This window comes from Endozoicomonas sp. OPT23 (assembly GCF_009653635.1).
In the GTDB taxonomy this organism is placed as follows: domain Bacteria; phylum Pseudomonadota; class Gammaproteobacteria; order Pseudomonadales; family Endozoicomonadaceae; genus Endozoicomonas_A.
Window position 1 is genome coordinate 334,150 of record NZ_PPFD01000001.1, and the last position, 24,587, is coordinate 358,736.

Annotated in this window: 21 protein-coding genes; 11 read left to right on the plus strand and 10 right to left on the minus strand. The window is 47.5% G+C overall.

Annotated features, from left to right (window positions below):
• Positions 1-56 precede the first annotated feature (56 nt).
• From asd to rsgA, 4 genes are all read right to left on the minus strand, one after another.
• Positions 57-923 carry an archaetidylserine decarboxylase gene (asd, locus tag EOPP23_RS01345; protein WP_370514576.1) on the minus strand — a complete coding sequence of 289 codons (867 nt, stop codon included), beginning with the start codon at positions 921-923 and terminating at the stop codon, positions 57-59.
• A gap of 108 nt (positions 924-1,031) precedes the next feature.
• The gene (locus EOPP23_RS01350; protein ID WP_153764181.1) at positions 1,032-1,847 is read right to left on the minus strand and encodes a rhodanese-like domain-containing protein; all 816 of its coding nucleotides are present in this window, start codon (positions 1,845-1,847) and stop codon (positions 1,032-1,034) included.
• Between the two features lie 81 nt (positions 1,848-1,928).
• Positions 1,929-3,392 (minus strand): M81 family metallopeptidase, encoded by a 1,464-nt coding sequence (locus EOPP23_RS01355; protein ID WP_153764182.1) that lies wholly within the window; start codon positions 3,390-3,392, stop codon positions 1,929-1,931.
• A gap of 121 nt (positions 3,393-3,513) precedes the next feature.
• Positions 3,514-4,536 (minus strand): small ribosomal subunit biogenesis GTPase RsgA, encoded by a 1,023-nt coding sequence (gene rsgA / locus EOPP23_RS01360; protein WP_153764183.1) that lies wholly within the window; start codon positions 4,534-4,536, stop codon positions 3,514-3,516.
• Between the two features lie 207 nt (positions 4,537-4,743).
• Between rsgA and orn the strand changes: the two genes are divergently transcribed.
• Positions 4,744-5,286, plus strand: a complete 543-nt coding sequence (gene orn / locus EOPP23_RS01365; RefSeq protein ID WP_153764184.1) for an oligoribonuclease — start codon at positions 4,744-4,746, stop codon at positions 5,284-5,286.
• Here the strand turns inward: orn and EOPP23_RS01370 are convergent, their stop codons facing one another.
• Both EOPP23_RS01370 and queG read right to left on the minus strand, forming a co-directional pair.
• On the minus strand, positions 5,287-5,682 hold the full coding sequence (locus EOPP23_RS01370) for a nuclear transport factor 2 family protein (protein WP_153764185.1): 396 nt from the start codon (positions 5,680-5,682) through the stop codon (positions 5,287-5,289).
• Between the two features lie 104 nt (positions 5,683-5,786).
• Positions 5,787-6,911: a tRNA epoxyqueuosine(34) reductase QueG gene (gene queG / locus EOPP23_RS01375; protein ID WP_153764186.1), complete on the minus strand. Its 1,125-nt coding sequence runs from the start codon at positions 6,909-6,911 to the stop codon at positions 5,787-5,789.
• A gap of 241 nt (positions 6,912-7,152) precedes the next feature.
• On the opposite strand from queG, the gene EOPP23_RS01380 reads away from it, so the two are divergent.
• The 3 genes from EOPP23_RS01380 to yiaY all read left to right on the plus strand — a co-directional run bounded on the left by EOPP23_RS01380 (position 7,153) and on the right by yiaY (position 11,160).
• Positions 7,153-7,725, plus strand: a complete 573-nt coding sequence (locus tag EOPP23_RS01380; protein ID WP_153764187.1) for a hypothetical protein — start codon at positions 7,153-7,155, stop codon at positions 7,723-7,725.
• 605 nt (positions 7,726-8,330) lie between these two features.
• On the plus strand, positions 8,331-9,809 hold the full coding sequence (locus EOPP23_RS01385) for a peptide MFS transporter (protein ID WP_153764188.1): 1,479 nt from the start codon (positions 8,331-8,333) through the stop codon (positions 9,807-9,809).
• 199 nt (positions 9,810-10,008) lie between these two features.
• On the plus strand, positions 10,009-11,160 hold the full coding sequence (gene yiaY, locus EOPP23_RS01390) for an L-threonine dehydrogenase (RefSeq protein ID WP_153764298.1): 1,152 nt from the start codon (positions 10,009-10,011) through the stop codon (positions 11,158-11,160).
• Positions 11,161-11,244: 84 nt separating this feature from the next.
• Here yiaY and EOPP23_RS01395 read toward each other — a convergent pair whose 3' ends face one another.
• Positions 11,245-13,083 carry a M12 family metallo-peptidase gene (locus EOPP23_RS01395; RefSeq protein ID WP_153764189.1) on the minus strand — a complete coding sequence of 613 codons (1,839 nt, stop codon included), beginning with the start codon at positions 13,081-13,083 and terminating at the stop codon, positions 11,245-11,247.
• Positions 13,084-13,213: 130 nt separating this feature from the next.
• Here EOPP23_RS01395 and rrtA point away from each other — a divergent pair, with 130 nt between their 5' ends.
• The 7 genes from rrtA (at position 13,214) to mutL (ending at position 20,917) form a co-directional block, all read left to right on the plus strand.
• Positions 13,214-13,816, plus strand: a complete 603-nt coding sequence (rrtA, locus tag EOPP23_RS01400; RefSeq protein ID WP_153764190.1) for a rhombosortase — start codon at positions 13,214-13,216, stop codon at positions 13,814-13,816.
• A gap of 147 nt (positions 13,817-13,963) precedes the next feature.
• The gene (locus EOPP23_RS01405) at positions 13,964-15,493 is read left to right on the plus strand and encodes an NAD(P)H-hydrate dehydratase (protein WP_153764191.1); all 1,530 of its coding nucleotides are present in this window, start codon (positions 13,964-13,966) and stop codon (positions 15,491-15,493) included.
• A gap of 7 nt (positions 15,494-15,500) precedes the next feature.
• Entirely contained in the window at positions 15,501-15,992 is a 492-nt protein-coding gene (gene tsaE, locus EOPP23_RS01410; protein WP_153764192.1) for a tRNA (adenosine(37)-N6)-threonylcarbamoyltransferase complex ATPase subunit type 1 TsaE, read from the plus strand.
• Complete coding sequence (locus EOPP23_RS01415) at positions 15,992-17,383, plus strand: N-acetylmuramoyl-L-alanine amidase (RefSeq protein WP_153764193.1); 1,392 nt, start codon at positions 15,992-15,994, stop codon at positions 17,381-17,383. The genes tsaE and EOPP23_RS01415 overlap by 1 nt, the downstream gene beginning before the upstream one ends.
• An 18-nt stretch (positions 17,384-17,401) precedes the next feature.
• Positions 17,402-17,758, plus strand: coding sequence for a hypothetical protein (locus tag EOPP23_RS01420; RefSeq protein ID WP_153764194.1), 357 nt, complete (start codon positions 17,402-17,404; stop codon positions 17,756-17,758).
• Between the two features lie 128 nt (positions 17,759-17,886).
• On the plus strand, positions 17,887-18,876 hold the full coding sequence (locus EOPP23_RS01425; protein WP_153764195.1) for a hypothetical protein: 990 nt from the start codon (positions 17,887-17,889) through the stop codon (positions 18,874-18,876).
• A gap of 94 nt (positions 18,877-18,970) precedes the next feature.
• A complete protein-coding gene (gene mutL / locus EOPP23_RS01430) occupies positions 18,971-20,917 on the plus strand; it encodes a DNA mismatch repair endonuclease MutL (protein ID WP_153764196.1) in 1,947 nt (648 codons plus the stop codon).
• A 38-nt stretch (positions 20,918-20,955) separates the two neighbouring features.
• Here the strand turns inward: mutL and EOPP23_RS01435 are convergent, their stop codons facing one another.
• From EOPP23_RS01435 to EOPP23_RS01445, 3 genes are all read right to left on the minus strand, one after another.
• Entirely contained in the window at positions 20,956-22,314 is a 1,359-nt protein-coding gene (locus EOPP23_RS01435; RefSeq protein ID WP_153764197.1) for a glutamate decarboxylase, read from the minus strand.
• 51 nt (positions 22,315-22,365) lie between these two features.
• Entirely contained in the window at positions 22,366-23,784 is a 1,419-nt protein-coding gene (locus EOPP23_RS01440; RefSeq protein WP_153764198.1) for an APC family permease, read from the minus strand.
• A 161-nt stretch (positions 23,785-23,945) separates the two neighbouring features.
• A complete protein-coding gene (locus EOPP23_RS01445; protein ID WP_153764199.1) occupies positions 23,946-24,443 on the minus strand; it encodes a hypothetical protein in 498 nt (165 codons plus the stop codon).
• Positions 24,444-24,587: the final 144 nt, after the last annotated feature.

Consider the following 24,587-nt stretch of genomic DNA (forward strand, 5'->3'; position numbering starts at 1 on the left):
TCGATCTGAGCCTCTAAGTCGCTATGTATTAACGACTTTATTTAGCACTGAGGGCTTTATTCGGCACTGTCAGGTTTAGCCAGAGCTTCACCCAGACGAATCTTGGAACCCGCCTGCCACTGGTCCAGCCAGTCAACCTGATCCTTGCCGAACAGAACGATTGCGGTTGAGCCCATTTTGAAACGACCCATCTCATCTCCACGTTCCAGTTCTACATGGCGTGCTGAGTCTTCACCGTATTCAAAAGTGCGGACTTCCTTACGCTGTGGAGTTACCAGCCCGGCCCAGACGGTTTCGATACTGGCAACGATCATGGCACCAACCATGATGACAGCCATTGGGCCGTACTCAGTGTCGTAGATAGCAACCACACGTTCATTACGGGCAAACAGGCCCGGTACGTTTTCAACGGTCGCCTGATTCACAGAGAACAAACGACCAGGAACGTGAACCATTTTGCGCAGTTTGCCACCGAAAGGGGTGTGCACACGATGGTAGTCTTTTGGAGACAGGTAAATAGTGGCGAACTTACCACCCATAAATTCCTGCCCCAGATCGCTGTCGCCGCCGACCAGCTCAATCAGGCTGTAGTCATGACCTTTGGCCTGATAAACACGACCGTATTCGATATCACCGATCTGACTGATTTCGCCATCGGCCGGGCTAACCACCAGAGACTTGTCTTCCGGCAGTGGGCGCATGCCCTCTTTCAGAGGGCGGGTAAAGAAGTCATTGAAGTTGGCATAGGCTTCAGGATTTTCTTCAAGCGCTTCGGTCATATTGACGTCGTACTGCTTGATGATTTTTTTAATCAGCCAGTTTTTAAACTTAGGGTTTCGGGACTCAACAAAAGCGTAAACCGCCCGGGAAATCAGGTGGTGTGGCAGCAGGTGTTGAATAAAGGCAAATAATTGTTCTTTCACAGTCAGGAGTCATCCTGTTACAGAGTGTGGCCGAATTGTAATAGAAGGGCTGATTTGTCTACAAGTGGACTGTTGTCAGCCCACTGCAAAGAGTTGCTCGCAGATAGCTTAAATTTCTACCGGTGTTTCCGGCGAATTGCCCCACTCAGACCATGAGCCATCATAAGCTTTGATATCATAGCCCAGCATTTTTCCGACCAGATAAGTAAAGCCGGAGCGGTGGTGAGTCTGGCAATGGGTGATAATGGTTTTATCTTTAGTCAGGCCAAGCTCAGGCAGAATATCTTCCAGATCGGTTCTGATTCTCAGATTCCGGTTGTGATCCATTGCCTGAGTCCATTCGAAGTTAATAGCTCCGGGAATGCGTCCGCCTTTCTGAGCCATCACTCGTACACCTGAATGTTCTTCTGGTGAGCGGGCATCCCAGATCACTACGGTTTCATCGTTCAGGGTTTCGATGATCTGTTCTTTGGTCGCCAGAACCTGATCATCAATAGCCAGATTAACGCTGGTGGCAGTGCGGCTGTTCGGTGTGTTTTCGGTTGGAAAACCTTCTTTCAACCAGCTATGAGCTCCGCCATTCAGGTAGCTGTAACCACCTGTGTGACCAATAATATCCAGTGTCCAGATAAAACGTCCTGCCCAGCCGCCGCCTTCGTCATCATAAACGACGATATGTTCATTGCCGGTGTAGCCCAGTTCAGAAAACAACTGGTTTAGCTGTTCAACCGCAGGGAGTTTTCCCGGAGCAGGCTGACCACCCGCTACCATTCTGTGAGCACCGATATTGATAGCACCAGGCACATGGGCCTGTGCATACAGTTGCGGATTACAGATATCGACAATAAGCAGTTGTTCGTTGTTCAGGTGTTTTGCCAGCTCTTCTGGTTCAACAACTAATGGCAGTAAAGGCGTCTGGCTCATTTTGTTCTGTTTTCCTGAGCGGTTAATTTTCTCTGACAGCATTGTAATTAATGCCGCCGAGAAAGGCATTAGTTGAGTGCTTTACTCAGGTATATCTTTCCAGGGGAACTTGTTGGTGTTCACTTTTGTATATGGTAATTGGGTGAAATTCATATTCAATGCACCGGGAGGACTCATCAACAGTACTTTGCTGGCGAGAGGCGCAAAAGCAGCATGGAAGTGAAAAATAGATTTCACGACAATGATTCGATAGTCATTCAGGGATATACCAAACTGCGTGAATACTTCAGGACTGAATACCTGAGTTCGAATACTGTTCACCACAAAGTGAATACCTTCGTGCTCAAGGCAGACACTGTCCCCACAGGGAATAGGAATATCGTTTGAGCCTGACTGCGGAAAGCTTTGCTGCATATCAGGAATACAGCCAACGACTCTGACTTCAAGATCAACAGGCTGACCGGAATCGATAGAGGTTTTACCACCAACACGAATTTTCAATGTTGCGCCTGCACCTGCTTTCATGGCAAATGCGACAGTCTGGGGATCGTAGATCATGCCAAGCAGACAATCTTTCATCTGGCGTTCAACAAGATATTTAAGCGCATAGGTTGAATCACCTGGCGCACCGCCACCTGAATTGTCTGAGACATCAGCCATAACAACCGGCTTGCCTGAATCGTTAATCTCTCTGGCCTGAAGAAAAGCCTCTGGCATCGACTGTGATTTGAATTGTAATGGGTGACGTTGCTCAAACAACTTCTGACTGACAGCTTTAGCCGTCTCTTCTGCCAGAGCCTGATCGTTATTCGTCGTCACAAGAACACGAGTACCGCATTCTTCAACATCGCCCCAGGGGAAGCCATGGGCAATATCAACAGAGATAATCCCGGGCTGGTTATTCAGCTCTTTGATGTACTCAACCAGTGAGCGCATGGGTTCAGGCGTGGTCGGGTAGAGATTGATGATCTGACTATCGTGGAGAAAACTGACAGGCTCTGTTTTCTTTTCTGCACAGTCGATGCACATGGCCAGTAGTTCCCGGGCACGATCGAGAATGTCGGTGTGAGGGTATTCTCGATAGATGGCAATCAGGTCAGCCTGATCAACCAGCTTCTGGCTCAGGTGGCAGTGCAGGTCCAGCTCAACACCTATTACAGTGTCGGGGCCGGTAATGGCTCTGGCTCTTTCGATAATATCGGCTTCGCAATCGTCATACCCTTCAGCCACCATTGCGCCATGGAGTGGAAATATTGCGATATCCAATGGCAGCGTTTTTTTCAGATCGTCCAACAGTTCATCCCGTAACTGCTCATAGGCTTTACGAACTGTCGTGCCACCTGGTTCGGCAACAGCGATAAAAGAAGGGCAAAAAGTCCAGTTTTGGCTTTCTATGTCTTTGCGAAGAACGTTTTGGATCAGGCTTTCACTGGGTTCTGAGCCAGAGAGAGTATTGGCACGAGTCGAGACGAAATCATCGTAACCGGTAGGTATAGGCGAAAAGGTATTGGTTTCGGTAATAATACCGCCGGTAAATATTCTCATCGTACATCCTGCGATAATTTTTTTATGAATGACGATGAGAATAGACGCTAATAAGCGGCGGCGTAGTAAAGAGCTATTAAAGGGCTTTCAGAGAGCCCTTATAATAGCTCTTATAGAGCAATCAAGGCTGATCGAGAGAGTTCAGAATCTGTCGGTAACTGAACATTCGTTCCTCAAGAATGTAGCCTTCATCGAGGGCTCTCAGCAGAGCACAGCCTGGCTCCTGCTCATGTTTACAGTCTCTGAAACGGCAGTACCCAAGGAAAGGACGAAACTCTCTGAAACCTTCCAGAACTTCCTCCGGTTCAATATGCCAGAGACCAAACTCCCGGATTCCCGGAGAATCAATCAGCATACCGCCCGCAGGGAAGTGGAACAGTTTGGCTGCGGTGGTGGTGTGCATGCCTTTGCCGGTAGTTTCAGACAGCGGCCCCACCTTGGTGTCGATGCCTGGCAGTAGAACGTTCACCAGAGATGATTTACCAACACCGCTCTGACCAACGAACACGCTGACATGCTCATTCAGTAAGGTCTGTAGTGGATTCAGGCCGTCTTCAGTCTTGGTTGAAGCTCTCAGAACGGTGTAACCCAGCTCTTCATAGATGGCCAGCATGCCATCAACCAGCTCCTGCCCTTCTTCATCCAGCAAATCTGTTTTGTTGAGCAGCAGAACCGGCTCAATGCCGACAGTTTCTGCCGCGACCAGATATCGGTCAATCAGGTTGGTCAGGGGCATAGGCACTGGCGCAATGACCAATACAATGTAGTCGATATTGGCTGCAACCGGCTTGATACGACCCTGGTTATCCGGACGAGTCAGCAGGCTCTGTCTGTCTTCCAGAGCAACCACTACGCCTCTATCGTCTTTTTTGGACGGTCGCCAAACGACCTTGTCACCTGTCACCAGTGCTGGCAGGTTACTCCGCAAATGACAGCGATAGGCTACACCTGGTTGATCAGTGGCTTCAATATCAAGAGTAGCTCCGTAGTGAGCGGTTACCAACCCTTGTTGATCGGCACCCAGATTTTCATCCTGGAGGTCCTGTTCTGCCAGAGTGTCTTTTTTACTGGCCCTGGCAATTCGTTCTTGCTGGACTTTTTCGATGCGCCATTTCTGTCTGCGTGTCAGTTTGCGCTTGCTCATTGTGTACTCAAAATCTTACCCGTCGGGAATAGTTCTGCCCGGTCAGGACAATACCCGGTGAAGTGATGAAAACAGGGGTATAGGAAAAGAGACCGGTGCAGGTATGGATTTCACGGTAAGATTATGATCGGTTAAACTAAATAAGTCAGCCGTGGCTTGTCTATTTTCAATTCTTCATGGCTGAAAACACAGGAATTCGATGACCTAATGGCTAAAGCTGACAACCTTATCTGGCTTGATCTGGAAATGACCGGTCTGGAACCGGCTCAGGATACGATTCTGGAAATCGCTACTATCGTGACTGACAGTGAACTGAACCAGCTTGCTGAAGGCCCTGTTATTGCTGTTCATCACTCTGATGATGTATTGGCTAACATGAACGAATGGTGCATTAAGACCCATGGTGAAACCGGCCTGACTGAGCGGGTTCGTAAAAGCACGGTGACTCTGGCAGAAGCTGAACAGCAGACCCTGGAATTCCTGAAACAGTATTCAGATGCCGGTTTGTCGCCAATGTGCGGCAACACCATTGGTCAGGATCGTCGATTCCTGAACCGCTATATGCCAGAGCTTCATAACTTCTTTCACTATCGCAACCTGGATGTCAGCACCTTGAAAGAGCTGGCCAGACGCTGGCAGCCAGAGTTGTTAAATCAGTTCACCAAAAAGGGCACACATCTGGCGCTGGAAGACATTCGTGAATCCATTGAAGAGCTGCGCTTCTACCGCAAGCACTTTATCAAGTCCTGATTACTCAACCAGTTCAGGTGAGCGTGAAAGATGTTGATGGCGTATCAGCCACTCACCTGAATGGTTTTCCACAAAGACTGTGACTCTGATTTTGACAGGAATGTCGGCTTTCGCTTTCAGGGTGGTGCAGATACAGGCTGCTTCTCCAAACAGAAAAACTGTCGGTTCTCCTTTCTCCGCTTCAAACACTTCGTTGTTTTCAAAGTACTCTTTAAAACGATTTTTAAGGGCTACCCGACTGCTGAGATCCCTGTGGAGGCCAAAGCTGTGTGGTTCATCATCATGAACAAACAGAGACATCAGACTCTCAAGGTCTCTGTTTGTCATGTAGTGGTCGTATTTCTTCATCAACTCCAGAAACGGAGCAAGAGCATCGTCAGTCAGTTTGATGGGCATAATCAGTCTCGAATAAGCAGCAGTAGCTAATAGAAAAAAGCTAATTGATAACTCAGCTCATTCAAAATAGATCATTCTTATACTGATGCTAATTGAAAACGCCCCTAGGGATTTGCCTGATGTTGCTGAAGTGCCCAGAGAACATGCTCACGAATAAGCTCTGACGGTGAATCTGCCTGTGTTTTAAGGGCATTAACGATCTTGTCAGTGGTTGGGGCATTACCCAGAGCTACAGCCAGATTTCTCAACCAGCATTCAAAACCTGCACGGCGTATTGCTGAGCCAGCCGTTTTGTTGAGAAACTCTTCTTCAGTCCAGAGAAACAAATCAGCCAGTTCAACGTTATCGAGACTGTGCCTTGGCCGAAAGTCATTCTCCTGGGTATGTTTGGCAAAACGGTTCCATGGGCAGGCTAACTGGCAGTCATCACAACCAAATACCCTGTTACCTATTTTACTGCGCAGCTCTTCCGGAATAGGACCACTGTTCTCAATAGTGAGATAAGAGATGCATTTTCTGGCATCAACTTTGTAGGGCTCGACAATGGCTCCGGTGGGGCAGATATCAAGACAGGATGAGCAGCGACCACAATGGTTCTTGTCATAAGGCTCATCAATGGGTAGAGGAAGGTTGGTGAACAACTCTCCAAGAAAAAAGAAAGAGCCTGCCTGGCGATTAATGATAAGAGAGTGTTTTCCCGTCCAGCCAAGACCAGCCTGTTGGGCTAGAGGTCTTTCCATAACCGGAGCACTGTCAACAAAGGCCCGGTAACCATGTTCACCCACCGCTTGTTCTATCTGTTTGCCCAGCTGGGTCAGCCTTTTACGGATCAACTTATGGTAATCACGCCCAAGTGCGTAGCGTGATACGTAGGCTTTCTCCGAGTCGGAAAGAACTTTTACGGTTTCTGTTTCTGCGGGCAGATAATCCATTCGAGCTGAAATAACTCGAATAGTACCCTCGTGCAGGAGCCCTGGAGAAAACCGCAAATCCTTATTGCGTTCCATATAATCAAGGTCACCGTGAAGCCCCTGATCCAGCCAGTTTTGAAAAGATTGCTGATCTTGCTCGGGAATACGGGCTTCGGTAATACCGATAGCCTGAAAGCCAAGTTCACGCCCCCAACGGCGGATATCTTCTGCCAGTTGTGCAAAATCAGGTTGGGAAGAGGCTGTTGGAGAAAAAATAGCGATTATTGACTCCTGAAGAGCGGTAGTAATGAAAAACAGTTATTGTGAAATTTTATCACAACAAAAAAATCAGGAAATTTGTCTTAATATCAGGAAGTTTACATATTATTGTCTATTTTTTAGCAGTGGTTCAAAGATTCAATATTGCATATTATGTACCCCCATTGGGAAAATATCCGTTCATACGTCAGAGATGTGAGCGAGGGTTTTCATCCTGTAGTTGTAATCAGTAACAGGGTTGTTCTGATGCTGAATAAGAGAGTAGGGCAAGAGGCAGTTCATGGATAATGCCGGCAGTGTTACCTGGGATATTTCACACTTTAATCAGAAAAAGAAGGCTGCGGACTTTTTTGACTCTCTGAGAAATGTGTTTGCAGTTTATAGTCCAGGCACCTCGCAGATATACACAAACTATGATGTGTTTTGGAGCAGCTATAACCAGGGGAAACTGGTGGTTCTGCCTAACCAACACGCACATCACGATACTTTTTTTGAGATTGAGCAAGATGCGACCAGAGCGTCGGGTATCTTTGTTATTCCCGGAGAAATTATCGGTCGTGATGAACTTTATGTCGCTTTACCAAAAACCAAAGGACGAAAGACCAAGCCCTTGCCTGCTGAAAGAGGGATTGAACTTTTTGCCAGAGCTTATGAGAAAAAGTATCCGGGGAAATCCTTTGTTCCTATCGTGACAACCGGCGACTTGCGGGAATTCAATAAAAAGGCTCCTTTGCTGCATCTTCATATGTTGGATGTATCACGCCTTGTTGCTTTGTCACCCTTCAAAAAAGAAGATTTAAAACAGTCTCTGGTTGGAAGACTGGAGAACATCCGTGATGTAGCTTTTGCCTGATCAGTCGTTTTACTGAAAAAAGCGGAATTATTTTATATATTCATTAATTCTGCATTTTCTTTCATCTCATGATGTCCTTCCTCCTGATTTTTCCTATGCACGACAATGCTGTGTGTTATGGCTGAATAAAATGCGCTTATTCGGTTTCACTTAACTAAGTTACTTCTTTTTCGCGGATATTATGCTGTTTCACGACTTTTTGTAGGTAATCAGCTCAATAATGTTCGAAACCTGACCATTATTATTAGTAGTTATTTGCACTGTGCCGCTTATTCCCTGCCTGTATATTTTCTGTCACAACCTGATTTGACTGATAAAAACCCCATGCATGTGGAAACGTGATTTTTTTGCGAAGAAATAGCAGGGAAAAGCTCTTTTTTTCGGTGAAATCGCCTGCATTTTGTTTGTCATAGGTCAACGTCGAAAAACGGCTTATCGCAGAGTATTCGCTCCCTTTGCGTTTCTATGCAAGGGGCTTTTCTGCATGAGGTTTTTCGCAAAAGGCTTTTTCGAAAGAGGCTATTTCGAAAGAGAGTGGCACCTCGTTGAGCAACGTGAAAACAAAATGCAATGAGCCCCTCGAGTCATCAATAAAGAGTATATGTATGTGGAATAGACTGAATAAGTCCATGATGGTCTGCCAGATGATGTTTGGCTTGTCCTTCTATGGCGTCATGGTTATTTTGACCCGCTTCTTCCTGGAAGACCTTGGGTACAGTGAAGCTGACACCATGATGGTTGTTGGTGCGTTCTCTTCTATCGGTCCGCTGTTTGCTATTGCTGGCGGCTTCATTGCCGACAAATTTCTGGGTGCCTACCGCTCCCTGACCATTGCCTACGCAGGCTTTACCACCGGTTACGTACTGCTGGTGCTGGGTGCATCCGCTGCTAACGTGCCTATGGCTCTGGTGGGTATTGCTCTGGCCAGTTATTCCCGTGGCCTGATGTCACCGTCTTACCCAAGTCTTTACAAGCGTACCTTCAAGACTCAGGAAGACTTTGAGAACGGTTTCCCGGTTAACTATTCCGTGAACAATGTTGGTGCTTTCCTGGGTCAGTACCTGTTCCCAATGTTTGTTCTGGCTATCGGTTTCAATGGTGGCTTTGCTATCTCCGCTACTATGGCGGGTGTTGCTCTGGCAGTAATGGTTATCTCCCAGAAGCCTCTGAAAGCAGTTGCCGCTGAAATTGATCAGCAGCCAGTCAGCATGGGCAAATGGATTGGCTTTATTGCTACTTCCATCGCCATGATCGCTCTGGTGTTCTTCATGTTCAGCGATATGGACACTGGTAAGTACATTGTTTACGCCATTGGTGGTGGTGCAATTGCTTACTTCATGTTCCTGATGGCTAGCTCCGAGAAGTCTGTTGCCCTGAAAATGGGTACCATTCTGATTATGGTGGGTCTGACGACAGCATTCTTTGTTTACTACGGTCAGATGATGACCTCCATGAACATGGTTGCTATCAACACCATGCGTGGTGATCTGTTCGGTTTTATTCCGGTTGCTGCTGAAGCTAACATGGCTATGAACCCATTGTGGTGTATTGTTGCCGGTCCGGTAATCGCTATGTTCTTCTCTGCGCTGGAAAAGAAAGGCATTCATTTCTCCACAGCAACTCGCGTTGGTTTCTCTTTCATTCTGACTGCTGTTGCTTTCGGCATCCTGACTCTGGCTGTTCAGGGCATCGGTGATGACGTTGTTCTGCGTCCTGAAGTGTTCCTGGCGATCCACTTCTTCCTGGCATTCGGTGAAGTAATCGTGGGCAGCATGGTTGTAGCCTTCATCCTGTCCGTTGCGCCTAAGCACATCGAGAACTTCTCTGTATCCCTGTTCTCTGTAGCTATCGCTCTGAGTGGTATTGTTGGTGCGGTATTCTCTACCTCCATCGCTCTGGAGAAAGGTCAGGAGATCACTCAGGAAATCGTACAGACTGTATACGGTGACTACTTCAGCCTGCTGACTATGCTGGCAGTAGTAATGGTTGCTGTCGCTTTCGGTGCTTCTTTCGTGATTCGAAAGATGCTGGAAAGTGCTGAAAAAGCTGAAGGCACTACAGCGGCAGTAGCTGCTAAGGCATGATCTAAAGCTCTATAGCTCGATCCCTGAAAGCCCTGAACGACAATTGTCGCTCGGGGCTTTTTTATGTCCATGGATGGACGGTATGCAGGAAACTCAGGAGCAATTTCCTGCGACGTTCAGGGATACCCGAGAAAAAATACACGTCTAATTGCCACTGGCAACTATAGTGAAAATCAGTTTTACACCAGAGAAAACTGATATGACTGCCTATCGTTTCTACATGCCTGCACTTAATCATATGGGCGCAGGATGTCTGGATGAAGCCATAACCGATATTAAAACCCTTGGCCTGGAAAAAGCTCTGCTGGTTACTGACAAGGTGCTGGTTGATATTGGTCTGGTCAGCAGTGTTACTGAAAAGCTGGGCGGCGCTGGCATTTCCTGCGAAGTGTTTGATGAGACCAAACCCAATCCTACGGTTAAGAATGTTGAAGATGGCCTGAAGCAGTTACAGAGCGCTAGCTGTGATTGTGTTATCTCGCTGGGTGGTGGTTCCCCACATGACTGCGCCAAAGGTATTGCGCTGGTGGCCAGTAATGGTGGTGCGATAAAGGATTATGAGGGCGTGGATAAATCAGCTAAGCCACAGTTAACACTGGTTTGCATCAATACCACGGCAGGTACGGCCAGTGAGATCACCCGTTTCTGCATCATTACTGACGAAGCGCGCCATATCAAAATGGCTATTGTGGATAAAAACACCACACCTACCATGTCAGTAAACGATCCATCTCTTATGCAGGGTATGCCCAAGTCACTGACTGCTGCGACCGGTATGGATGCTTTGACCCACGCGGTAGAAGCCTATGTCTCCACAGCTGATACCCCAGTCACTGATGCCTGTGCTTTACAGGCGATAGAGCTGATTTCAACCTGGTTACGAACAGCTGTTTTTGATGGCGACAACATGGAAGCCCGTGACCAGATGGCTTATGGTCAGTTACTGGCAGGTATGGCTTTCAACAGTGCCAGTCTGGGTTACGTTCATGCCATGGCGCATCAGTTAGGTGGCTTTTATGACCTTCCCCATGGTGTCTGTAATGCTGTGCTCTTACCTCACGTGGAAGCATTCAACTCTCGAGCTTGCCCAGAGAAACTGGCTCGTGTTGCCGCTGCTATGGGGGTTGATATCTCAGGGCTTACTGACCGTGAAGGGGCTGAAAGAGCTCTGGAAGAAATACAGTGCCTGTCGTGGGATATAGGTATTCCGGAAGGTCTGGAAATACTTGGCGTGAAGAAAGACGACTTTGGCATATTGGCAGATAATGCTTTGAATGATGCCTGCGGGTTAACAAACCCTATTCAGGCTACCAAAGATGAGATTATTGAAATTTTTGATGCCGCTTTTTGAATAAGATTTTGAGAGGTATGGAGATCATCGATTTCAAATTAACCGTTGATCTCCATACTGCATGCAAGCTGCTGCGAGTGCCTTTTAATTTGATAGACGGCGTTTGTAGTGTGATAGAGCCATCACAGCAATTAAAAGCAATCCGAATGGCCCTTGGGAGCCACCTCCGCCACCACCACCGCCAGATGAAGCAGGTGTTGTTTCTGGCTCGGGTTTTGAAGGTACAGCGCCAGATTCTGGTTTATTTGTTTCCGGAGTTGGCTTTGGTTTAGGTGTTGGGAGAGGTACAGGTACAGGCTCTGGTGGTAAGGGTGTGTTTGTAGATCCTGAAGTAAAATTGGTCGTTAAAGTGTTATTACTGGTGTTGAGATCAACTAGGTTATTGCCAGTTTTTATCAATGCTTCGCTGGAAATTTTTGTTGAGCCCTGCACTCCAGCCTCACTCAACTGAGCTTCTACTTCCAGAAGGGTTGTAGCGGGAGGTTCGGTAAGCTCGCAGGTATAGTTCTGACCATTGTCGTCAACATTACATTCCGTCCCGGCCAGTCTTGCAGAGAGTAGTCTGCCTGAGCCAGCAGTTATAGTTCCTCTGACCTGCACATCTGGCAGAGCAACAAAACCATTTTCAGTAGTCAGGTTATATCTCAGGGTGAAGGGCGTATCGGCTTCAACGGTGATGGCGCTTTCAGTGGTTTTATTGAGACTGACATCGACAGGGAAACTCAGGCAGCTTTCAGGATCTCCAATACGGCTAATATGGCTTCTTACATAATCTGAGGAACATGATGAAAACCCTGCTGCCTGAGGGTTAAGGGTGGAACCCATGATGTACTCAGAGCTGCTGCAGTCGTTTCCGCCTGCCCCTCTATCTCCATCGTGCTCGGAGCCCATGTTGTGACCGATTTCATGGGCCACAATCAGTGCTGTTTTGGCGATGTTGGGAGTATTGTTGGTAAAGGTTTGCAGCTCATTGATGCCGGTAGCTGAATGGCGATAGCAGGTGCTACGGACTGTTGCGACACCTAATGTACTATCATCAAACTCTCGCCCGGTCAGTAAATGCATGATGGAATAAGGGTCTTTTTCGAAAGACAGCTGCCCGCCTTCTCTTTTGTTACGAACGTCAGCTATTAAAGTGTCGGCATTGTTGCTGGCAGTGAACACCCGGTTGTTCAGCAGCTCAACATTGATGGTTCTGAAAGCAATGCTGAAGTCTCGTCGGTAGTATTCTTCAACAATATTGATCAACAGTTGGATCTGATCATCAGAGTTGTTGCCTGATTGGTTAACCTTGTTCTGAAAAGACTGGTCAGCGACAATCTCAAGTTTGGGCAGCAGGCAGATATTATCGACCTTTGAGTCACACAATGTTGAATAACTCAGCCTGCTAGTGCGACTGTTTGATAACTGCCCAAAAGGTTGCTCTGAAAAGGATCTGTTTGAACTTTCTCTATGTTTCAGTCCACAGGTTTTCCCTGCGAAATCAGTCATTAACTCTGTTTCAACTTCAGGAGCTGAGCTTTTATGTAAAAGACGGTTTTCAGAGTCTTGAACTGAAAGAGATGCAAGCTGATTGACAGGACGATTAATGGTATAGAGTTCGCCAGTCAGAGAAACGACACCCTGCCAGCTGCCATTCAACTTCGATACCACAGCCCAGCTACCATCTTCTCCTGTAACCTTGCCACGAAAGTGGCGGGCGGATGTTTCTAACGTTGCAGTCGATTTCGTAGCCTCAAGGTTAAGCTGGTAAGGAGAGCCCTGAATGCTAACGTCCAGAGTTTGTCCGGCAGAGGCCAGCTGACTGGCCAAAAACGTCGCTGATAAAAGAACACCTGTAAACAGGCCATGAGATGTGAGAGTTCTCAGCAGACTTTTTCCGGAACCTGACAGGTCTTCAGGGCCCCTTGCTAACTTAATCAATTGATCAGACTTCCATTAACTTTTATTGTTTGGAGCGAATTCAAGCGCTGTATCCCTGTTGGGCAGTCAAGCCACTTATCTTTATGCAGAAGATCCTGATCTCTGTATGAAGATACAACGTTAGTCGTGTATGAAATTTATTCAGCAATTATCACCAAAGCACTGGTTGCTTCCAGTGAATCTTTGTCTGGCTCTGTTTTTTGTGACCCAGTTCGCCCCTGAAAACTGGCAGGATTTTCTGGCTTTCAGTCGCTCAGGTCTTGCTGGTGGTGACTGGTGGCGGCTGATTACTCCTCATTTTGTTCATTTGTCATGGCAACATCTGGCAATGAACAGTCTGGTACTGGTAGCTTTCGCCGGGCTATATGGTTCTGAGCAGAGACTAACACTGTTATTGCTGTTGTTTTTGTCACTGACAGTGTCGGCAGGACTCTGGTTTAACAATCCTGGTATTGAACGATACGTTGGCTTTTCAGGGGTTCTGACAGGGCTAATGGTTGTTGGTGCTGTTATGACCTTTCAAAAGGACAAGCTGGTGAACTTGGGTGTTCTTCTGATTATTCTCGGGAAGGTGGTTTTTGAACAGTGGCAAAAGCAGGAAGTTATTACCTCTGCGTTTGCAGGAATTCCAACCGTTGTAGACGCTCACCTGTATGGCGCTGTCGCGGGAATGATATATTGCTGTTTGCTCAAATTTTATGATCATTGGAAATTAAATTGCTCATGTAGTTAGTTGAAATGCCCTCTGATTGATCGGGGATGCAGCACTGTTTCAGAGTGTTCTGGAATGCTCCGGGGAGTCAGTGATCTGGAATCAATGTACAATATCAAAGAACAGAGTGACTCTGATTGAGAACACAATCTGGCGTGAGAGGGCTCAATGACTGGCCGTCATAACAATCTTCCTGAGAATTTGTACACCGCCGAGCAGGTTCGGCAACTGGACAAATTTGCCACTAATCAGTGTGGTATTGATGGTTTTGAGCTGATGACTCGTGCTGCTCAAGCTGCCTTTAATGAGTTGCAGGTTGAATGGCCAGATGCCCAGAGTATCGATGTGCTCTGCGGTGGTGGTAATAACGGTGGTGATGGCTATCTGGTAGCCATGCTGGCTGCAAAAAAAGGTTTTAAGGTTCAGGTTTGCTGGTTATCCAGTCCTGACAAATTGTCAGGTGATGCTTTAAAAGCTTATGAAGCCTGTAAATTCGAAAACGTTGATATTCAGCCCTTTGCAGAAGCAACGACTCTGACAGCGGATGTGCTAGTGGATGCGATGCTGGGAACCGGTCTTGGCCGTGATGTTTCTGGCAAATATCTGCAGGCTGTTAATCTGATCAATCAATCAGGCAGGCCTGTCCTGGCTGTAGATATTCCATCGGGTTTGAATGCAGATACTGGCAGTGTCATGGGAATTGCTGTTTCAGCAGATCTGACAGTGACCTTTATAGGCATGAAACAGGGGCTTTTAACAGGCAATGGCACTGAACTCGCGGGTAGAGTGGCATTCAGTGATTTGAATGTACATGAACAGGCTTATCAACAGCTTCAACCCAGCAGCATCAGGCTGTCTGAACAGAATTTAAGCCCATTGATAAAGCCTAGAACGAGAAATTCTCATAAAGGTGATCATGGACATTTACTGCTCACTGGTGGCAACCATGGTATGCCGGGAGCCGTGATTATGGCTGCTGAAGCAGCTATAAGCTGTGGTGCAGGCAAAGTAACCGTTGCAACACGACAGGAAAATCTTCCGGCTCTGGCCGTCAGAAGACCGGAAGTGATGGCTTCAAGTGTTGTTGATGGTCAGGCATTGAAGACTTTGCTCAAGAATAAAACGGCTATCGTCATTGGCCCTGGACTGGGAAGAGATGACTGGGCAAAAAAACTGTTGAGGGAAGCACTGAAAGCCGAGTGTCCTCTGGTGGTTGATGCTGATGCTTTAAACCTGATTGCGGATGATCCGCAATTGCTTCAGGGTAGAAAGTCCCCGATGATTCTGACGCCCCATGCTGGTGAAGCGGGGCGATTATTGCAGGTAAGCTCACGTAAGATTAGTGAAAACAGGGTTGCGTCAGTAAAAGAACTTTGTCGTACTTACGGTAGCTATTGTGAAACCATTGCTCTGCTTAAGGGCGCTGGCACCCTGATTTATGACGGCGCTGAACTGAATCTCTGTTCAGCGGGTAATCCGGGGATGGCCGTTGCAGGTATGGGCGACGTGCTCAGTGGTGTGATTGGCGCACTGTTGGCGCAATCAATAGCAGCCTTTGATGCTGCCCGGCTGGGTGCATGGCTTCATGCCAGTGCTGCAGATAAGATAGCAGCACAGCAGGGTGAAATAGGTCTGCTGGCGACAGAATTAATTCCAGTGATACGTCAGCAGTTGAACCAGCTGGCGAACAGAAACTAAAGAATAGATGACAGTGGATTACACGGATTCCAGCATAGAACTGCTGATTGATAACGAAGATGAAATGGTGGCTTTCGGCCAGCAGCTGGCTGAAGTAACCGCAGGCCATGCGGTTGTTTATCTGGAAGGTAATCTCGGCGCGGGTAAAACAACCCTGAGTCGTGGCATTCTGCAGCATATGGGGCATAAAGGTGCCGTTAAAAGCCCAACCTATACGCTGGTAGAGCCTTACACGGTTGAAGGTCGTCAGGTTTATCACTTTGACTTATACCGTTTGGCAGATCCGGAAGAACTGGAGTTCATCGGTGGTCGTGACTATTTTGAGGAAGAGAGTCTCTGCCTGATCGAGTGGCCCTGCAAAGGAGAGGGCGCGCTGCCTGCAGCTGATCTGTGGGTAGTTCTGGATTACAACCTGCCAGGCAGAAAGGCAAGCGTGAAAGCCGGAACAGAAAAAGGACAGGAAATGCTGAAAAAACTGCAGGGATTGCAGGAGTCCTGATGTATCGACCGACGATTTTAACAGCTGGACCAAACGCTAAAAATACAAACCGTGGAATTGTCAGAAGTCTGTTTTTTCTACTGATTTCAGGGCTGATATTAAGCCCTGTGCAAGCTTTTGCAGAAAAGATTAATGACATTCGTCTCTGGCGTTCACCGGACAAAACTCGTCTGGTGTTTGATATCACCGGTGATGTACGACACTCCCAATTTTTTCTGGATAAGCCGGACCGACTGGTTCTGGATATCCATGACACTACCAAATCTTCTCTGGTGATCAGTCCAAGTCTTACCAATACCCCGATCAAGAAAGTCCGCTATGGTGTTAGAAACAAAAAGGATCTACGAATTGTTTTGGATCTTAAAGAAAAGCTGACCAGTAAAAGCTTTCTACTAAAGCCAAATGCTACTTATGGATACCGGCTTGTTGTTGATCTGTTTGATGAGGAAGAAGAGAAACAGCAAGCAGTAATCAGACCGATTGCTCCACCATCAGCGAACAGGGATATAGTAGTGGCCATTGATGCTGGTCACGGTGGTGAAGACCCTGGTGCTAAAGCTTATGGTGGTGGCCATGAAAAAGCCGTAACACTGAAAATTGCCAAAGAGCTGGCAGCACTTCTTAGAAAAGAAAAAGGTTTTAAGCCTGTACTGGTACGAACAGGGGATTATTATATTCCTCTGCGTCAGCGAACGAAGATTGCCCGTAAGGCGGAAGCCGATCTTTTTGTCTCTGTTCATGCCGACGCTTTCAGGGATTTCAGAGCGAATGGCGCTTCAGTCTTTGCGTTGTCCCGTGGCGGTGCCACTTCAGAAACGGCACGCTGGCTGGCCCAGAAAGAAAACTCGTCGGATCAGATTGGTGGTGAAGGCGGTATTTCCCTGAGTGACAAGGACGACATCCTTGCCGGTGTTTTACTCGACCTTTCCATGACCTCTACGCTCTCTTCCAGTCTGGAAGTGGGTGATATGGTACTGAAAAATATTGGTGGCATTAATCGACTGCATAAAAAGAACGTTGAGCAGGCAGGTTTTGCGGTGTTGAAATCACCAGATATTCCTTCGATTCTGGTGGAAACAGGTTTTATCTCTAACCCGAAAGAAAGCCGAAAGCTGAAGAGTCGTAATCATCAGAGATCTATGGCTCGCCAGATTTTTAAAGGTGTGAAGAGTTACTTTGTTAAGAAACCGCCGCCTGACAGTCTGATTGCCAAACTGAAAAAACAGGGTAAGGTTAACACCCGACCTGATCGTTATGTGATCAGAGCCGGAGATACGCTTTCAGAAATTGCCAGCAAGTTTGAGATCAGCCTGACTTCGTTGAAGCGAGTGAACCGGATTGGTCGCGCTGACCGAATCAGAACCGGACAGGTGCTGGTGATACCTAATTGATTCCATATTGAGGTGGTTATGGAACCTGATCAGTCTATAAATGCTGATTACGTTGAGAAAATTTCCGGTACAGCCAGAATGCTGACCGGAAGTATCGGTCTGATACTGAGTGTCTTTTTGATTAGATACCTTGGACTGCTGGATGCCACTCTGTTGAATGGTGTGGCTTTATTCGTCGTTGTAATTTTCTGGTTGGGTGTACTGCGGCTGGCCTGGCTGACATCTGGTAAACCAACCGTTGCGATAACTTTCCTGCTTATTATTCTGGCACCATTTCTACTGATTCCCATGATTGTCTGCTGGGGCAGGGCGAAAAAACTGTTAGCAGATCATGGCTACAGGCTCACGATCATGGGGGCTGAAGGCCCTCTTTGATCAGGGTTTCCTGACTCAGATCCTCCTTTTGACACTTTTGACAGCCATACTGACAAGGTTGTCAGTCATTTCCGGGAACTTCCTCTCTATAGTTGCTCTAGAACAAGGAGTAATGAGAGGGAGTTGCCATGATTTCAGGACCTAATCAACACGGAGTAGCACATACTGGTTTACCAGTAGATGGTGCCGTGCCTACAGGTTCTGGCAATGAAACTCCGGCTTTAACTGTAGAGCAGCAGATCCCCAGAAAGGCTTCATCTCATGAGCAGAAAAAGCAACTTTCTGTAAGGCTTGTTGCTGAATTTGATCCACTTTACTCTGCTGAGAGTAATGAAGTTCTTGATTCGGTTGCTCTCCATTCTGCTGAACCGGAAACGCGGTCTTTCCAGCCAGAAACCTTACCTTCTCACAGTGACATTAAGTCTGCTGGTAAAAATAAACAAACGATCCGCGAAAGATTAAGCCGCTTATGCTTTGCTCTTCTGGCCCGCACGAAAGGCAGGAAGCCGCAGGCGCAACCCGGAACGCAGCCTCTTATCACTATCCAGGCTGACGATCAGCCAGGCATTGAGAGCAAAAATTTTAGTTGGGGAGCGCAGGCTGAATTCTGCCAGCCATTGGCTCCGGAAAAGATCTGGAAAGATGCAGGGATTACTGAAGAGGATTTACTGGCACTGGAAGAGCTCAAGAAGGTTGCTGCAGAAGGTGGCGATGAAATTGATAATTCTGTTGCAGAAAGAATCTGGAGGCTGCTGTCTCGTATGGCGAAACCTCTCAAGCCTACGGGGCAAAAACTTGAGAATATTGCTGGCAAGGTTGTTTCCAATGAACGATTGACGAAACTTGAAGGTTTTATCAAAAAACAGCTTAAGAATAAGGTTAAGTATGAGGTTACCCAGAACCTGGGCAGAAGAGCTATCCAGATATTACTGCTTACCGGTGCCAGTTCTGTTCTGGGGCCTGCTGCGACAGCTTTACCAATACTGTTGAAGCTATGGCGTGTATCTGATGTATGGAGGGAAGGGCGGGCTCTTTATTGCGACAGGAATCCTATCCCTGCATTGAAGGATGCTTCTGTGAATCTGCTGCCTTGGCTTGTGATGAAGATGGTCCTTTAATCAGCTCAGACTTAAGGTTCTCTGGCGTAGCAATCCATAAAAACCACTGTTAACCTTTGGGGTTCAGTTTCTGTCCGGATCCTTGTTCCCATTTATGAAATCCATTCGTCTTCTTGATAACCGTCTTGCCAACCAGATTGCCGCTGGTGAAGTGGTCGAGCGCCCGGCTTCTGTCGTGAAAGAACTGTTGGAAAACAGTCTTGATGCGGGTGCCAAACGGGTCAATGTCGAGGTGGAAAGTGGTGGCGTAAAGCTGATTAGAATTCGTGATGATGGACATGGTATTCAAAAGAATGACCTGGCTCTGGCGCTGTCACGGCATGCCACCAGTAAAATATCCGAACTTGAAGACCTTGAAGGCGTGGCAACCCTTGGTTTCCGCGGTGAAGCCCTGGCATCGGTCAGTTCTGTTTCCCGACTGACGCTGACCTCCAATACAGAAGGACAGGAATCCGGCTGGCAGGTGCGTACTGAAGGCCGGGATATGGAAGCGATCGTCAATCCGGCACCTCACCCTGTTGGCACAACCATTGAAGTTAAAGACCTGTTCTTTAATACGCCCGCCCGCCGAAAGTTTCTCCGTACAGAAAAGACCGAGTTCTCCCATCTGGAAGAAGTGGTGAAACGACTGGCACTGTCACGTTTTGATGTGGGTTTTGGCTTGCGTCACAACCAGCGCAGTATTCACCAGTTGCGTCCCTGTACGACTCAGGCCGAGAAAGACCGACGAGTTGCTTCTCTCTGCGGTCCGAAGTTTATTGAAAACGCTGTCATTATTGATGTTGACGTTTCAGGTTTAAAACTTTGGGGCTGGGTAGGGCTGCCAACGTTTTCTCGCTCCAGTGCCGATCTTCAGTACTTTTTTGTCAATGGCCGTGTGATTCGTGACAAGCTGGTGGCCCATGCGGTTCGTCAGGCTTATCGTGATGTTCTGTACAACGGCAGGCATCCAACGTTTGTTTTGTATCTGGATCTGGATCCCGCGATGGTGGACGTCAATGTTCACCCAACCAAGCACGAAGTCCGTTTCCGTGATGGCCGTACGGTTCATAACTTTCTGTTCAGTACTCTGCATCGAGCTTTGGCTAAGGTGTCCCCTGAAGATGCATTACCACCAGGCGGAAGTCTGAACCAATCTCAGGAAGTAGCTACAGGTGTTGCAGGTGGCGAGTTTAAAAATCAGGAATCCATGAGCCTGGTGAATGAACCTGCGGCCACATACGGCGGTGACAACATTGCATCAGCAGCGAGCGCTTCTTCTACAGGATTTACTCAGTCTGGCCGTCAGTTGCCGGACACTCCAGCCCCCGGGCAGGTTCAGCGTCAGGTGCAGGCTTACAGTGAATTATACGCTTCTGCCGCACCCAGACATGAAATGTCTGAAACACCTGTTGCCATGGCCGTTAATGATTCGGTTCCACCTGCCAGAGTTAATCTTCCAGAACAGAGTTCCGAAGTGCCGCCTTTGGGGTTTGCCATTGCTCAGCTGAAAGGCATTTATATTCTTTCTGAAAATGAGCAGGGTATGGTGCTGGTGGACATGCACGCAGCCCATGAACGTATTACTTATGAGCGCATGAAAATTTCATGGCATGCGGAAGGTATCAAAGCCCAGCCTTTGCTGGTGCCTAAATCCATTGCTGTGAGTGATAGAGAAGCGACCTGCGCAGAAGAGAATCTTGAGTATTTTCAAAAGCTGGGTCTGGCTCTTGAACGTATGGGGCCGGAAACCCTGTTAGTCCGTCAGGTGCCAGTCATGTTGCACAATGCCGATGTTGAACAACTGGTTCGTGATGTTCTGTCTGATCTTATCAAGTACGGCAGCAGTGACAGGGTCGAAAGCCAGATCAATGAAATTCTGGCAACCATGGCCTGTCATGGTTCTGTCAGAGCTAACCGTCGCTTATCCATTGAAGAGATGAACGGGCTGCTGCGAGATATGGAAGCGACTGAGCGAAGTGGTCAGTGTAACCATGGGCGCCCAACATGGACGCTGTTGACTATGGAGCAGTTAGATAAGCTGTTCTTACGAGGACGGTGAGGTGAGGGGCGTAACCCCTCTATAAAATAAGTCGTATTTTAGTGAGAGAACATACTCTGGTTCTCTTTCTTGCCAGCGCAATACTCGATAGCTCTTTTGAAGTCATTGATCAGGGCATCGGCCATATCCATGGAAAACCCTTCCCGAATCACCATACGCAGCACCGACATGTTTTGAATATTCTCCGGCATGGTGTAAGCGGGAACCTGCCAGCCATAAACTCTCAGAGCATCAGAGATCGCGTATTCATCAAAGCCAGCTTGTTCAGCATTTATGGAAACTGCGATGACAGGAATAGTTGAGCCGTTATTGATAATGTGGAAGTGTTCAAGTTCACTGATGGCTTCCGCAATGTGCATGGATATCTGTTGCAGGCTCAACATAATACGACGATAGCCTTCAAAGCCGAGGCGGATAAAGTTGTAATACTGAGCAATAACCTGATTGCCTGGGCGGGAAAAGTTGAGAGTGAACGTTGGCATATCTCCACCAAGGTAGTTCACATGAAAGATCAGATCTTCAGGTAGTTCATCTGCATCTCGCCAGATAATCCACCCAACACCCGGGTAGACCAGTCCGTATTTGTGCCCTGATACGTTAATGGATTTCACCTGAGGTAACCTGAAATCCCACTTCATTTTCTGATGTATGAACGGTGCTACAAACCCACCACTGGCAGCGTCTACATGCAGTGGAATGTCGTAACCATTGTCTTTGTTGTACGCCACCAGGGCATCGTGAATGGCTTCAACAGGTTCAAACTCTCCGGTGTAGGTTGTACCCAGAATGGCGACAACCCCAATAGTATTTTCATCGACGGTGTTAATAACTGATTCAGTATCGATAACAAAACGGCCCTCTTCCATTGGGATATAACGAGGCTCTACTTCCCAGTAACGACAGAACTTCTCCCAGACCACCTGAACATTGCTGCCCATGACAAGGTTAGGTTTATCCACAGGTTTACCTTTTGTCTTCATGCGGTCACGCCAGTTCCACTTCAGCGCCATTCCCGCCAGCATGACCGCTTCACTGGAACCGATTGCAGACGTACCAACACCTGACTCGGGCGCATGAAACAGGTTGGACACCATATTGATGCAGCGCTCTTCAATTCTGGCTGTCTGGGGGTATTCGTCCTTGTCGATCATGTTTTTGTCGAAGGTTTCCGACATAAGGGCTTCGGCTTCCGGTTCCATCCAGGTGGTGACGAAGGTTGCGAGATTCAGTCTGGAGTTGCCATCCAGCATCAGTTCGTCGTGTATTAGCCTGTAAGCGGTTTGAGCGGACATGGAAGATGCGGGCAGAGAAAATTTGGGCACGGGGGTGTTCATTTCACGGCCAGCATAGCTTGGGGTACAGACGCTATCAGCTTCGTTTTTAACACGAGAAACCATCAGCCACTCTCCACGATCAATGAGTGAGTATGAAAATAACGATGAATCAGGCTAATCAATTTTCCAGCGACTCTTCTTCATCCGTATTAGAAGATAGCCTCCGGCAATGGATATCAGGCAGAAAATCGACAACATAAGTTCATAACTTATGATCGACATGGGAAGGGAGCCGGGAGGAATAAAGCCAATCAGAATACAGGCCAGTGAGCAGAGACAGCCCAGCAGGCAGGTAATCCAGATACCGGGTGTTCCTCCAGGCACTTTGTAGGCTCTTGGTGTTTCGGAGTGGCTGTACCTGAGCTTAAGTGCTGCCAGAAACATTAGCAGATACATCAAGCTGTACAGAATGACAGCAATAGAGGTGAGTATCAGGAACACACTACCAACGTCGTCAAAAAATAAAAATAGAAGACCTACCAATGTAATGCAGCTGGCTTGAAGTAATAGGAGCCTGACAGGCACATCGCATTCGTTAGTGGTTAACAGCCAGGGTGGCAGAGTACCTGTTTTTCCTGCCGCCCAGATGCCTTTCGCAGGGCCAACAACCCATGTGCTGACCTGACCAGCTGCACCCAATGAAATCAGCAATGCAATAACAGGAATCAGCCAGGGCAGATCAAACTGCTTGCAGAGAAGGTTGAAGGCTTCTGTGGCTCCGTTTATTTCATTGATCTGATCTGCCGGAATAATGGCGGCTACGGTGAGCCCTCCACCCAGCGTTATGACAAAGCCGATGATTGCTGCAGAAAATACGGCGACAGGGTAATTCTTGCGAGGATTGACGACTTCTCTGGCGTGGCTGGCTGACACTTCTATGCCGGCAAAACCAAAAACAAAGCTGAGAAAGAGCAATAAGCTGTCAGTGTCATCTAACGATGGCAGCATATTGCTGGCAGTAAACTGATAATCAAGGTGAATGGTATCGCCTGAGATCACATAGATCAGGCCGCCAATGATTAACAGAATACTGGGGGTGATAACACCGGCCAGCAGGGCAACACTGGATATCATGCCAGACTGCTTTGTACCCTTGAAATTGACCAGAGTGACCAGCCAGTACACCAGAATAATGGTGGCGGTTACAAAGTACTTATTACTCCCCAGGGCGGGTGCAAACACATAAGCCAGAGAACCACCGACGTAAGCCAGAATGCTGGTCATACCAAACAGGCTCTGGATCCACTGCAACCACACCGCCATAAAGCCAGCCTGATTGCCAAAAGCAGCTTCTACCCAGTGGAATACACCATTCTCAGGCCAGCCTGTTGCCAGTTCTGCTGATACAAGTGCTATCGGAATCAAGAAAACAAAAACGGTAATCAGGTTGAACACAATCATCTGCATACCGGTTTCAGCCATGGCTGGCATATTGCGCAGAGTCATGAAAAGAGCCGCTGTCATAAATATCAACGGGAAGACAGTCAGCTTGTCTGAGTTTCTCTGTGGTTGGTCGACATCGTCAGAAGTCATGATGTTCCGGTACAAGCAGGTGGGGGAGGTATGCCTGCATTCAGGCGGTTCATACCAAATCAAATACGGTTATATCGAAGAATGTATAGACTAGGATGATCGACGGAGCGAACGTGAAGCATGAAAGTGCTTCTGGTCTTCATATTTATACAACGAAGTGTCTATAAATGTGGGATTTCAGACGCTGACTGTTTGAGTGAGATATGCCATATCTTTCTCAATAAAATCAGTGAAGCCACGGCAAAAGTGAGAGTAAAAACAAGAATGGCGGTTAGTAGCGAAGTGTTATCATCCAGTAATCGATGATAAGTCAGTTGAGGATCAAGGGCGCTTATATGGGGTTTTTCAGGCAGATAATAGAGTTCAGCTCTATCCCATACGGGTAACTGCCGAGTGTAGGATTCGCCACTGTATTCAACGTCACCCACGGTATATTGGTATGAAAGACGGTAGACAGGGGTACCTTCGACTTCTTCCCAGGTGTAATTGCCATTCAGTTCAGGAACAACATAGTGGCTTCTGTTTTGAAGGCTTTGATAGAGAGAAGCATTTTTTGTTTCCTGAAGGTAAATCGCCGGTCCCTGAATAATCAGCCATAAGCCTGTGATCATTACAGGAAGCCCTAGCAGTAAACGAACCAGTAACTGAGTCGTACGCATTTTCTCCTCCATATTCTTCTTATTTTTGGAGTTTTTTCTAGGGTCTCTTCTGGACTCTTTTTCGGAGAACAGCCCTTTCGGGGGATCCTTATACAACAATCTTTTCTACTAGATACCAAAAGACTATTTGAAAGCCTCTGTTTT